This window comes from Nonomuraea corallina (assembly GCF_027620315.1).
GTDB lineage: Bacteria > Actinomycetota > Actinomycetes > Streptosporangiales > Streptosporangiaceae > Nonomuraea > Nonomuraea corallina.
On the sequence record NZ_JAPNNL010000014.1, the window covers coordinates 12,876 to 25,476 of the forward strand.

Genomic DNA, 12,601 nt, shown 5'->3' on the forward strand with positions numbered 1-12,601 from the left:
GAAGCCGGGTCAAGAGGTTCGTGAGATTCCGCCCGGCAATCTTCCGGAATCGAAGGAGTCGAGCACCCGCGCCGCGCCGCCCAGGGCCGCCGCGTCGTGGCCGAGCGTGGAGGCCACCACCTGGCAGCCGCCGGCCTGCGGCGCGATGGCGCCGTCGAGCACGGCCGCGCGGGCCGGCGGCAGCAGCCACGGCGCCAGCGGCACGTAGTAGCCGCCCAGGACGATCAGCTGAGGGTTGAGCAGGTTGGCGATGATCGACACGCCCCGGCCCAGGGCTGCGCCGACGGCGCCGAGCGTGGACAGCGTGGCCTCGTCGCCGGCCCGCGCCGACCTGACGACCTCCTCCAGCTCGATCTCGATCTCGGCCGGTGACGGGTCGGCGCGGCGCAGCACGGCGCCGACGCCGGCCATCGCCTCCAGGCACCCGCGCCGCCCGCAGCGGCAGGCGGGGCCCTCGGGGTCGAGCTGGACGTGGCCGAGCTCGCCGCTGTAGCCGAGGCGGCCCCTGCGCAGCCTCCCGTCGAGGATGACGCCCGCCCCGACGCCCATCTGCCCGGTGAGGTAGACCAGGTCGGAGGCCCCCGCGCCGGCGCCGAAGCGCTGCTCGGCCAGCGCCGCGAGGTTGGCGTCGTTGTCGACCTGGATCGCGAAGCCGGGGTCGCGCAGCGCCTTGGCCAGGTCGCCGCCGAGGTCGGCGTCGCGCCAGCCGAGGTTGGGCGCGATGCGCACGGTGCCGTTCACGTCGACCAGGCCGGGCACCGCCACGGCCAGGCCGAGGACCTGCCGCTCCTCCTTGGCCATGCGGTTGACCACCCGCCGGATGACGGCGGCGACGTTGGCCACCCCCTGGTTGACCGACTCGCCCGCGCTGAAGGAGCGCCGCCAGGCCAGCAGCCGCTCCCCCGCCAGGTCGGTGGCCACGGCGGAGACGTAGTCGACGTTGATCTCGACCCCGATCGCGGCGTACGGGGAGCCGTCGAGGACGAGCATGGTGGCGGGCCTGCCCACGCGGTTCTCGGTGAGGCCCGTCTCGCGGACCAGGCGGCGGTCGATCAGGTCGGCGACCAGGCTGGAGACGGTCGCCTTGTTGAGGCCGGTGCCGGCCGCGATGTCGGCGCGGGAGCACGGCGCGTGCTCGCGCACGAACCGGAGCACGACCGCGAGGTTGGTGGCCCGGACGTCCGCGAAGTCGGCCGGCTGCGGGCCGGTCGTGGAAGTGATCAATATGAGCCCCGTTCCCGCCGAGAAGTGACCCCAGCATGCCGCATCGCCGACGCCCTTCACCAACCTGTGACCGCGACGCTCCCTCGGGGTCGCGGTCACAGTCTAGTTTGTTTGGCTGGAATACCAACTAAGGCGGGCGTCACTTCTCCAGGGGCCCGCTGATCGGGGCGTCAAAGGGTGAGGGCGCCCCGCAGGGGCGCCCTCAGGCTAGACGGGGTTGCAGGTCAGGGCCGGCGGGGAGCCGGTACTGGACTGGCTGCCGTTGAAGCCGAACGACGTGCCGGCGTTGGGCGCCAGGTTGCCGTTGTAGCCGGCGTTGGTCACGCTCACGTTCGCCCCGGTCTGGGTGTGCGAGCCGCTCCAGAGCTGGCTGATCCGCTGGTCACCCGGCCAGGTCCAGGTCACCCGCCAGCCGGTGATGGCCGAGCCGCCGGTGTTGCGGACCGTGACCTCGGCCTGGAAGCCGCCGGGCCACTGGTTGCCCGCCTGGTAAGTGGCCGTGCAGCCGGTCCCGGTGGTCGGGGTGATGGTGGGCGTCACGGTCGGCGTGATGGTCGGCGTGATGGTCGGCGTGATGGTCGGCGTGATGGTCGGCGTGATGGTCGGCGTGATGGTCGGGGTGATCGTGGGGGTCACGGTGACCGGCGGGCCGGTGCGGTCGCCGTAGATGATGCCGCGGCCGTTGGTGCCCAGGTAGACGCGGCCGTACACGCGGGGGTCACCGGTGAGCGCCTCGCCCATGTTGCCCCACTGGTGCTCGTCGTCGTTGATCCGGAGCCAGCTCGCGCCGGTGTCGTCGGAGCGGTAGAGGCCCGTGACGCCGTCGATCGTGGCCACCGCGTAGATCGCCATGTAGGTCGCGCCGGGCGCGGCCTTGCCGAAGCCGACGTTCACCGAGCCGGTGATCCCGGAAAGCTTGGTGAAGGACGCGCCGCTGTCGGTCGAGCGCCACAGGCCGCCCTCCCCCGCCAGCCAGAGGTGGCCTTCGACGCCGGGCACGGCCTTGAACCTGCCGGTCGCGGGCAGCCCGGAGGCCGCGGTGGCGGTGAACGACGCGCCGCCGTTCGTGCTGACGTAGAACCGGCCGCCGGCCAGGCCGTAGAACTTCGAGGCGTTGACCCGGTCGGACTCGACGATCGCGCCCGTGGGCAGGCCCTGCGCCTGGGTCCAGGAGGTGCCGAAGCCGACCGAGTAGTGCGGGGTGACGCCGCGCGGCGCCCACACGAAGCGGGAGCCGTCGGCCGCCGCCGCGACCGTGCCGCCCTCGTTGATCCCGCCGGGCTCGGTGCCCTGGAACCAGTTGGCGCCGCCGTCGGTGGAGAAGGCCACGTGGCTGTCGTTGGGCCGGTCGGAGTCGGTGAAGTTGCCCGCCCGCACCATCACGGCCGGGTTCCGCTCGGCGTAGTCGAGGCTGGTGGTGGAGGTGAAGGTGGGCGAGGTGAACATCATCGGCGGCACCGCGTCCAGGTTCGTGTGCCGGAACCCGGCGATGTCGCCCAGGCCGCTGATCAGCGGGGCGCCGCTGGGCGGGCTGATCAGGTCGAGCACCGCGGTCTCCTCCAGGCCCTTGGCCATGGGCCTGATCGTGAAGCGGCCGCCCGCGTCCCACTGCGTGAGGTTCTCGGTGCCGTAGATCGTGGCGCCGGTCCCGTACATCATCCGGTCGGAGTCGAACGGGTCGATCTCCAGCGACTCGGTCATCCAGCCGAGCTTGGGCGTGACCTCGGGCGGTTGCGGGTTGGTGCCGAAGGTCAGCCAGGGCGCCTCGGAGACGTCCATCTCGTAGCGGAAGCTGCGGTTCGGGTAGGAGGTCCAGTCCCAGACCCGGGTCCAGGTGGCGCCGGAGTCGGTCGACCTGAAGAAGATCACGTCAGGCCACCAGGAGATCTGGGTGGCGACCATCAGCGTGCCGGGGTTCTGCCGGTCGAGGGTGAGGCCGCTGTAGCCGAAGTAGTCGTCGGCGCTGGACGACGGGACCGGGCTGACCTGGGTCCACGTGCCGGTCGCGGTGTCGAGCCGCCACACGTCGCCCTTGGCGCCGTCGTACGGGCCGCTGGTGTCGCTGGTGGCGATGAACAGGTGGCCGTTCTCGGCGTCCAGCACGCCCTTGTGCGCGATGTAGCCGGTCGGCTGGCCCGCCACCCGCTGCCAGGTGGCGCCGGCGTCGGTGGTGCGGTAGACGGTGTTCTGCTTGTCGGCGACGCCCACGTAGATGGTCCTGGTGGCGGCGCCGGAGGAGGACGAGCGCGGGTCGTAGGTCACCCAGACGACGCCGGGGCGGTGGCTCTGGTAGCCGTTGGGGTCGCTCGGGTCGTCGGCGTGGTCGCCAGGGTTGGGGAAGCTCGTCACCTTCGCCCAGGTGGCGCCGTAGTCCGTGCTGCGCCACAGGCCGTTGCCGTTGGGGGCGCCGAGGTAGAGCACGCTGTTGCGGTTGGGGTCGACGGCGAGCGCCTCGCCCATGCCGCGGCCGGGCATGTTGCCGCCGAGCTTGAACGGCAGCTCGGTGGCCCGCCAGGTGTCGCCCTTGTCGGTGGAGCGCAGGATGGCGCCGTTGTTCGGGTCCCAGTCGTTGGTGTACATGCCGACGGCCGCGTACAGCCGCTTGGTCTGGACGGGGTCGGTGGCCAGGCTGATCACGCCGTTCCAGCCCCACTTGTCCCAGCCCACCCAGTCGAGCAGCGGCGTCCAGGACTTCGACGACTGGTTCCATCGGTACGCGCCGCCGATGTCGGTGCGGGCGTAGATCAGGTCGCGTTCTGTGGGGTTGAAGACGATGCCGGGCACGAACCCGCCACCGTCGATCCGCACGTTCTTGAAGCTGTACGGGTCCGCCGCGACGGCGGACACCGGGGTCATCCGCACCACTGCTGTGACCAGCAGGACGGCGGTGATCGCGAGCAGGCTGAGCAATGCCTTTCGCATGAGCGGCTCTCCTTTTCCCGGCACGCCGGGAGAAGGCGTGCCCGAGGACGAACAGATGACCGCCATGCACGACCAGGTTGCAGGGACCCTGACCGTCGCCGCGCCTTCGCGCATGAGCACTATGAGGCTCACACACGCCTGGACTGAGCGTCAATAGTTTGGATGGACAACGAAATAAGTCGGGCCCGGTGCGGGTCCATGCCCCCGCGCCGGGCCGACGGTCCTCAGCGGGCCAGGGCCAGGTCCCTGAGCCGCACGTCGCCCCGGAAGACCACGTACAGGTCACCGGAGCCGGGCTGGAGCCGCGCCGTGACCGTCTCGTAGGCGTACACCCCGCCCGTGGCCGGCACCCGCGCGGTGGCGAGCAGCGCGCCCTTCGGCGAGCCGCGCCGCAGCTCGATCGAGCCGCCCTCGACCGACGCCACCCCGGCGCTGAGCCGGCCGCCGTGGACGGTGTCGGTGAAGGAGATCCAGCCGCCGTCCGACCCGGCCACCACGTCGCCGCGCACCTTGTTCTCGTCGGCGAACGTGACGCCCGCGTAGTCGTCGAAGTTCATCGCCCTGGTCGTCCTGGTCAGGTCGCGCGGGGGCACCTTCTCCCCGCTCACCCGCAACGTCGTGCGCTGCCTGATCCGGTCAGCGGCCGAACCCACGAGCACGTCGTGCGTGGCCGTCTCGACCACCTCCTTGTCCCGCGTGTGGTCCCACACCGCCAGATCGGCCTTCTTCAGCGGGAACGTCACGGTCTTCGACCCGCCCGGAGCCAGCGCGACCCGCTGGAAGCCGCGCAGCTGCTTGACCGGCTGGGCGAAGCGGGACTGCCGCTGGTGGGTGTAGAGCTGGACGACCTCCTCGCCCGCGACCCGGCCGGTGTTGGTGACCTTGACGCTCACCTGCTCGCCCTGAACCTTGAGCCCCTGGTAGCCGAAGGTGGTGTAGCTGAGCCCGTGGCCGAAGGCGAACAGCGGCCTGTCCTTGTCGTACAGGTAGGTCATCCCGGTCTTGACCAGGTCGTAGTCCAGGATGCTGGGCAGGTCGTCGCCGGCCGGCCAGGTCTGGGTGAGCCGCCCGGCCGGGTTGACGTCGCCGAAGAGCACGTCGGCGACCGCGTGCCCGGTCTCCGCGCCGGCGTGCGTGGTCCACAGCAGCGCCGGGGCGTCCACGACGACGGGATAGCTGGTCTCCAGCACCACCACGGTCTTCGGGTTCGCCTGGCGCACCGCCTCGATCAGCCGCCTCTGCCCGTCGCCGAGCCGCAGGTCGTCCCGGTCGTGGAACTCGCGGCCGTGCACCCACGGGTGACTGCCGACGACCACGACCGCCACCTCGGCCGCGCGGGCCTGCTCGGCCGCCGCCGCGATGCCGTCGGAGACGACCTCCTTGGCGAACCGCGCCGCCTGCGCCTTCGGAGCCAGCGCGAGCGCCCCGTCGGCGGTCACGGTCACGTACGGGTCGGGCAGCGCGTACCAGCCCTCGACGCTCTCGAAGCCCGCGTACCGGATCAGATAGGTCCCGTCGCCCTGCTTCTCCAGCGAGAACTGCTGCTGCACGTACCAGCCGTGGGGGTCGTCGTCGTCGGTGTCCAGCGAACGCCAGTCGCCGCCGAGCAGCTTGCCGTTGCCCGCGTTGCGCAGCGTCGAGACGTCACTCACCCAGTCGGTCACGTCCCACTGCGAGGCGGGCGTCGGGGCGGTGTCGGTCAGGGCGGCGTTGTCGTCAGGGCCGGTGCCGGTCGCGGTGACGTACTTGCCGGACCCGACGTGCCTGAGCGCGATCCGCTCCAGGCCCTCGCCCGTGGTCACGCCGGCCACCCGCTCCTTGATCCCGTCCAGCGGGGTGACCTGGTACGGCATCCGGCCCGCGTACCAGTCGCTGTAGAGCCGGTCCGCCAGCGGCCCGACCACGGCCGCCGACTTCGGCGCGGCGAACGGGAGCGTGCCGGAGTTCCTCAGCAGCACCGCGGCCTTGCCGGCGGTCTCGCGGTTGAGCGCGCGGTGCGCGGGGCTGTCGATCACGTCCGCGCCGATCCCCTTGTACGGCCCCCCGTCGGGGTCGAAGTGGCCCAGGCGGAACCGGATGGTCAGCGCCCGGCTGACGCCCCGGTCCACGTCGGCCTCGGTGATCAGGCCCCGCTCCAGGGCGGCGGTGAGGTGCGTCACCAGCGGTCCGGTGTCACTGCCGTCGATGGTGAAGCTGTCCTGCCCTGACTTGAGCACCGCGGCGAACGCCTCGGGCTTGTCGTCGAAGTAGCGCTCCAGGTCGGTGAGCGCGTGCGGGCCCCAGGCGTCGCTGACGTTGTAGAGCGTCTCGTCCGTCCACGACCTCACGACGTCCTGGAGGTCGGCGTTGACGTGGTTGGGCCGCCCGTTCACCAGGTTGTACGAGGCCATCACCCCGGTCGCGGCCTTCGCCGAGAGCGCCTCCCTGAACGGCCGCTGGTAGTACTCGTGCTTGAGCTTGGGGGTGAGATTGGAGGAGGTGAGGCTCCGGTTCACCTCGTTGTTGTAGGCCAGGTAGTGCTTCAGCACCGGCGCGGTCTTGAGGTGGAACGGGTCGTCGCCCCGCAGCCCCTTGCCGTACGCGGTGGCGATGGCGCCGGTCAGCAGCGGGTCCTCGGAGTAGCCCTCCTCGTTCCGGCCGGCCCTGGGGTCGCGCAGCGGGTCGACCACCGGCGCCCACACCTGCAGCCCCCACAGCGTCGGGTTGATCGCGTTGTGTCCCCGGACCTCGTCGCCGACGACCGAGCCGACCCGCTTGATCAGCTCCGGGTCCCACGTGCTGGCCAGGCCGACCGCCTGCGGGAACACGGTGCCGGAGGCGAGCTTCTGGTTCCAGTTGTCGTTCAGGTCGTTGGACCAGGCGACGCCGTGCAGCGCCTCGGTGCCGTTCTTGTGGTACGGCACGCCGAGCCGCGGGATGGCCGCCTGCGACTGGTGCAGCAGGCCCAGCTTCTCCGTCAGCGTCAGCCGGCCCAGCAGGTCGGCCACCCGCCGCTCCACCGGCAGCGACGGGTCGCGGAACGGGAAGTCGGCGGCGGCCCCGGCCGGAGCCGTGAGCAGCGCCGCGACCAGGGTGAGCGCGAGCAGGATCGGGATGCGTAACCGTCTTCTCATGGGCTTCTCCTCGGGAGGGGGTGGCTCACTTCACGGCCCCGACCGTGATGCCTCGGGTGAGCGTGCGCTGGAAGATCAGGAAGAACGCCACCGCCGGGACGATGCCGAGCAGGGCGGAGGCGCTGGACATGGTCGCGTCCATGTACCGCTCGCCCTGCAGCACGCCCAGGGCGACCGGCACGGTCTGGGTGTCGTTGGAGATGAGGAAGATCAACGGCAGGAAGAACTCGTTCCAGGTCCAGATGAAGAAGAAGATCAGCAGGACGCTGATCGTCGGCCGGCTGATCGGCACCACGACCCTGACCAGCGCCCTGAACCGCCCGGCCCCGTCGATCTCGGCCGCCTCCAGGATCTCCTTCGGGAACTGGCCGAGCACCGCGCTGAGCAGGTACGTGCCGAACGCCGCCTGGATCACGGTGAAGATGATGATCATCGACAGCCGGGTGTCGTACAGCCCGGCCTCCTTGGCCAGGTAGTACAGCGGGTAGGCCAGCGCCTCCTGCGGCAGCGTGTTGGCCACCAGGAACAGCACCAGGATCGACAGCCGGCCGCGCACCCGCCCGATGCCCAGCGCGTACGCGTTGAGCACCGACAGCACGACCGCCAGCACCGCGACGGAACCGCTGATCAGCAGGCTGTTCCAAAGCTTCTCACCGAAGTCCACCCGGTTCCAGAAGTCCACGATGCCCTGGAGGTAGAGGCCGCCGGGCAGGCCCAGCGGCCCGCCCGACGCGTACTCCTCAGGCGTCTTGACCGCGTTGAGCGCCACGAGGGCGAACGGGAACACCATCGCCAGCGCCGCCACCGTCAGCGCCGCCAGCACCGCCCAGCGCCCCGGCCCCCTCACCGCTCACGCTCCTGCACCCGCAGGAACAGGAACGTCACCACGACGATGATCAGGGCCAGCACGGTGGCGATCGCGGACCCGTACCCGACGTTGCTCTTCTGGAAGAAGTTCAGGTACGAGAAGTACGACGGCACCAGCGTGGCGTTGCCCGGCCCGCCCCGGGTGAGCACGAAGATCGGCCCGAACACCTTGAGCGCCGCGATCGTGCAGGTGAGCAGCACCACGAAGATCTCCGGCCGGATCTGCGGGATCGTGATGTGCCACACCTTGCGCCACCACGACGCCCCGTCCAGCTCGGCCGCCTCGTAGTAGGCCGGGTCCACCCGCTGTAACCCGGCCATGAAGATGACCAGCGGGTAGCCGAGCTGGAACCAGACCATCACCGCCATCACCGTGGCCAGCGCCAGATCCGGGTCGCCCAGCCAGTCGAGCTCCAGGCCGAGAATCTGGTTGACCGCGCCGTAGGACGGGTGCAGCATCCAGCCCCACACCACCCCGGCCACCGCCACCGGCAGCACCTGCGGCAGGTAGTACAGGGCGCGCAGCGCCGAGGCGGTGCGGGGGCCGAACCGCTTGCCGACGTGGTCGAACAGGGCCGCCGCCAGGAGCAGGCCGAGCACCGTGGGCACGACCGCCATCGCGAAGATCAGCGCCACGTTGTTCTGGAACGACTGCCAGAACCGCTCGTCCTTCAGCAACCGGGCGTAGTTCTCCAGCCCGACCCACCTGGGCGTGCCCACCCCCGACCAGCGGGTGAGGCTCACGCCCAGGTTCATCAGGAAGGGCACCACGATGACGGCCAGGAACAGCACCAGGCTCGGCACCAGGTAGGGCCAGTAGCCCTGCTTCCGGACGCGCATCTAGTTGCCGAGGTCGGCGAGGTTGTCCTCGTACGGCTGGGCCAGCTCGTCCAGCATCGCGGCCGGCTGCTTGCTGCCGTTGATGAGGTTCTGCGTGGCGGCGACCATGACGTCGTAGTAGCCGGGCGCCGGCCAGTCGGGGTAGAACGCCAGCCCGTCGCGGCCGGTCAGCGTGTTGAAGCTCTCGATCAGCTCCTTGCTCTTGGCGTCCGTGATCGCCGCCGGGTCGGCCGCGACCGGCACGCCACCGGAGTTGCCCAGCAGGTTCTGGACCTCCTTGCTCATCGTGATGTCGATGAAGTCGTAGGCCAGGTCCTTGTTCTGCGACTTCTCCGGCACCACCCAGAGGTTGCCGCTGGAACCGGGGGCCATCGTCGCGCCCGGCCACAGGAAGTGGCCCCACGCGAAGTCCTTGATCTCCGAGGCGAAGCGGCCGTACCACCAGCTCCCGCTGACCATCATCGGGTGCTCGCCCTTCATGAACGCGACGCCCATGTCCTCGGCCTTGACCCCGGCGGACTTCTCGTCCAGGTAGCCCTTGGCCACCCAGTCGGCGAACGTCTGCGCGGCGTAGCTGAACTCGGGGCCGTGGAAGTCGACCTTGCCGTGGTACGCCTGGAACCTGTCCACCCAGGCGCGGTCGGCCTTGCTGAGCGCGAGCTGGTAGAAGATCTGCTGGGCCGGATACTCGGCCCCGGCCGTGCCGATCGGGGTCACCCCGGCCTCGACGAAGGCGTCGAGCGCGGCGGTGAACTCCTCGAAGGTCGTCGGCACCTCGACCTTGTGCTTCTCGAACAGGTCCTTGTTGTAGTAGACCATCACGAACTCGCCGTAGTTCGGGATGCCGTACCACTGGCCGGAGCCCATGACGCCGCGCTCGTCGTACCTGGCGGTGGTCTGCAGCCCGCCCGGCAGCAGCTTGTCCCAGCCGCGCCCGGTGACCTCGGCGCTCAGGTCGGCGAGCAGGCCCTGCTTGGAGAGCAGACCGGCGGTGGCGTTGCCCTTGTTGTACTCCATGAGGTCGGGCGCCTCGTCGGAGTTGAGCACCATGCTCGCGGTCTTCTGGATCTGCTCGAAGCTCTTCTCCTCGAACTCCACCTTGACGTTCGGGTGAGTGGACTCGAACCTCTTGATCGCCTCGGCCCAGGCCTTGCCCATGGCGGACTCGGCGGACTCGTAGTGCCAGAGCTTGAGCACCCGGGGCCCGTCGCCCGGCGGGCTCTCCGCGCCGGAACCGCAGGCCGAGAGGGCCAGCACCATGGCTGCCAGCGCCGCCACGCCAGACTTTCCGATCATGTTTCCTCCTGGGTGATGACGGCCCGGCCGGGCGCGCCCGGCACCGGGGCGAACTCGACGGCGGCGACCCGCTTCGGGCCGGAGACGGTCACGCGCAGCGTGTCGCCGTCCCGTACGGCCGTGACGGCGGTCTCCCCGTCGGTGTCGTGGATCCGCATGCGGCGGTCGCCGCTCCCGAAGGCGACCAGCGTGAGCTCGCCGGGCGTCGAGACGGTCGCGCCGGGCTCGGCGACCGGGATCAGCGCGCCGTGCCGGACGAACAGCGGAAGCTCCGCCAGCGGCTTGGCCACGCGCACGTAGCGGGGCCCGACGTGCACCTCGCCCGTCCACCAGTCCACCCACCGGCCCTCCGGCAGGTAGACCTCGCGCACGCCATCCGGCGAGATCATCGGCGCGACCAGCAGGTCATGGCCGAACAGGTACTGCAGGTCCGCCTGCCAGGCGACCGGGTCGCCGGGGTGGTCGACGCAGAGCGCCCGCATCATCGGCGCGCCCGTCCTGGCGGCGTCCACGGCGGCCGAGTAGATGTAGGGCATCAGCCGGTAGCGCAGCCGGAGCGCGGCCACCGCGTGCTCCTCCACGGCCGGGAACTCCCACGGCTCCCTGCTGGTGGTGCCGTGCAGCCGCACCAGCGGTGACAGCGCGCCGAACTGGGTCCACCGGACGAACAGGTCGTCGCTGGGCCTGCCGGTGAAGCCGCCGGCGTCGTGACTCCAGTACGGCACCCCGGACAGGCCGTGCGCCAGCCCGCCCCGGATCGTGCTGCCCATCGCGGCGTAGCTGGTGTAGGTGTCGCCGCTCCACTGGGCGCTGTGCCGCTGGCCGCCGAGGAACGACGAGCGCGCCCACACCAGTCCGTGCCCGTGCACCTCCCGGGTGACCTCGGCGACGGCGTCGTTGAACAGCAGCGTGTAGACGTTGTGCAGGTCGGTGCCGGTCATGCCGTTGGCGGCGACCGCGTCGTGCGGCACGCCCTCGGCGAAGTCGGTCTTGAACGCCTGCACGCCCTGGCGCAGCAGCGCCCGCAGCCGCTCCTGGAACCAGCGGACGGCGTCGGGGTCGGTGAGGTCGAGGATGCCGCAGGCGGGGTACGAGCCGTGCCAGGTGTCGGCCACGTACGGCTCCCCATCCGGCTTTTTCAGGAAATATCCGGCATCGGCGGCTTCCTGGAACGCCGGACTCAGCCGGGAGATGTACGGGTTCATCCACAGGCAGACCTTGAACCCCATCGCGTCCAGCTCCGCCAGCATCGCCTCCGGCTCGGGGAAGGTGACCGGGTCCCAGCGCAGGTCCGACCAGTGGCCGTCGGTCTGCCAGTAGGTGTCCAGGTGCAGCACGTCGCACGGGATGCCGCGCTCCCTGATCGCGCGCGCCCTGGCCAGCACCCGCTCCTGGCTGTCGACGCAGAAGCCGGAGGAGATCCAGGTGCCGAACGCCCACTTGGGCGGCAGCGCCGGCCGCCCGGTCAGCCCGTCGTACCGCTCCAGCACCTCGACCGGCGTCGGCCCGGCCAGCACGTAGTAGTCCAGGACGTCGTCGGGCACCACGATCTGCACCGCGCTGTGGGTCGACTGGCACACGTCGAACTCGGTGGGCCCGCCGCTGTCGACCAGCACCCCGTACCCCCGGCTCGACACGTAGAGCGGGATGTTCTTGTACGCGCGCTGCGACTCGGCGCCGAAGGCGTCGAAGTTCCACATCAGCGGGCGCTGGCCGCGCTTGTCGAGCGGCGCGAACGACTCCCCGAACCCGGCGAACGCCTCGTCGGGCGCGGCGGCGAAGCTCTCGTGGAAGGCCACGTGCGCGCCCCCGGCCGAGGACCGGCCGAACGGCAGCGTGCGCAGCCGCCCGCTGATGTCGACGTGTCCCCGGTCCTGCTCGACCAGCGGGGCGCCGGTGGCGTCGGTGAAGCGCAGGTGCCACGGCGTGAGCGTGATCTCCGCGCGCAGCGAGCCCGCGTCGATCACGATCGGCTCCCCCGGCGTCACCTCGGCCCTCGCCCCCGCGTACGAGCCCGGCGTCACCAGCGCGATGGCCCGCTCCGACCGCGGCCTGGCGTCGGCGTCCGCGCTCAGCCTGACCCGGATCACGCCCTCGCCCGCCGCCCCCACCTGCACGACCAGGGTCTCCTCCGCGGTGGTGACGGCCTTCAGCATCACCGCGGCGCCATCGGCGGCGACCAGTTCGGCGGCGGTCAGCGCGGACAGACCACCCTCGCCGCGCGCACGCACCGGCAGTTCGGGCGGATCGGCGACGAAGTACTCGTGCGCGACGAGCGGGGGGCGGTAGGGCATGGGCGCTCCTTTTCCGAACAGCGCGGAACTCGTGAATTAGTTTGG

7 protein-coding genes are annotated in these 12,601 nt (G+C 70.9%); all 7 read right to left on the bottom strand.

Going from position 1 to position 12,601, the window contains the following annotated elements; genetic code table 11:
- Positions 1–9: 9 nt before the first annotated feature.
- The 7 genes from OUY22_RS05890 to OUY22_RS05920 all read right to left on the bottom strand — a co-directional run bounded on the left by OUY22_RS05890 (position 10) and on the right by OUY22_RS05920 (position 12,556).
- A complete protein-coding gene (locus tag OUY22_RS05890; RefSeq protein ID WP_270153737.1) occupies positions 10–1,224 on the bottom strand; it encodes an ROK family transcriptional regulator in 1,215 nt (404 codons plus the stop codon).
- 207 nt (positions 1,225–1,431) lie between these two features.
- A complete protein-coding gene (locus tag OUY22_RS05895) occupies positions 1,432–4,146 on the bottom strand; it encodes a cellulose binding domain-containing protein (protein ID WP_270153738.1) in 2,715 nt (904 codons plus the stop codon).
- 224 nt (positions 4,147–4,370) lie between these two features.
- A complete protein-coding gene (locus tag OUY22_RS05900) occupies positions 4,371–7,259 on the bottom strand; it encodes a glycoside hydrolase family 3 C-terminal domain-containing protein (RefSeq protein ID WP_270153739.1) in 2,889 nt (962 codons plus the stop codon).
- A 25-nt stretch (positions 7,260–7,284) separates the two neighbouring features.
- Complete coding sequence (locus tag OUY22_RS05905; RefSeq protein ID WP_270153740.1) at positions 7,285–8,106, bottom strand: carbohydrate ABC transporter permease; 822 nt, start codon at positions 8,104–8,106, stop codon at positions 7,285–7,287.
- Positions 8,103–8,966, bottom strand: a complete 864-nt coding sequence (locus OUY22_RS05910) for a carbohydrate ABC transporter permease (RefSeq protein ID WP_270153741.1) — start codon at positions 8,964–8,966, stop codon at positions 8,103–8,105. The genes OUY22_RS05905 and OUY22_RS05910 overlap by 4 nt, the downstream gene beginning before the upstream one ends.
- Positions 8,967–10,262: an ABC transporter substrate-binding protein gene (locus OUY22_RS05915; RefSeq protein WP_270153742.1), complete on the bottom strand. Its 1,296-nt coding sequence runs from the start codon at positions 10,260–10,262 to the stop codon at positions 8,967–8,969.
- A complete protein-coding gene (locus tag OUY22_RS05920; protein ID WP_270153743.1) occupies positions 10,259–12,556 on the bottom strand; it encodes a TIM-barrel domain-containing protein in 2,298 nt (765 codons plus the stop codon). The genes OUY22_RS05915 and OUY22_RS05920 overlap by 4 nt, the downstream gene beginning before the upstream one ends.
- Between the last annotated feature and the right edge of the window lie 45 nt (positions 12,557–12,601).

What these genes read in the sequence shown, in the direction of transcription:
- OUY22_RS05895 (WP_270153738.1), bottom strand. Translation starts at nt 4,146, where the DNA reads ATGCGAAAGGCATTGCTCAGCCTGCTCGCGATCACCGCCGTCCTGCTG.
- OUY22_RS05900 (WP_270153739.1), bottom strand. Translation starts at nt 7,259, where the DNA reads ATGAGAAGACGGTTACGCATCCCGATCCTGCTCGCGCTCACCCTGGTC.
- OUY22_RS05910 (WP_270153741.1), bottom strand. Translation starts at nt 8,966, where the DNA reads ATGCGCGTCCGGAAGCAGGGCTACTGGCCCTACCTGGTGCCGAGCCTG.
- OUY22_RS05915 (WP_270153742.1), bottom strand. Translation starts at nt 10,262, where the DNA reads ATGATCGGAAAGTCTGGCGTGGCGGCGCTGGCAGCCATGGTGCTGGCC.
- OUY22_RS05920 (WP_270153743.1), bottom strand. Translation starts at nt 12,556, where the DNA reads ATGCCCTACCGCCCCCCGCTCGTCGCGCACGAGTACTTCGTCGCCGAT.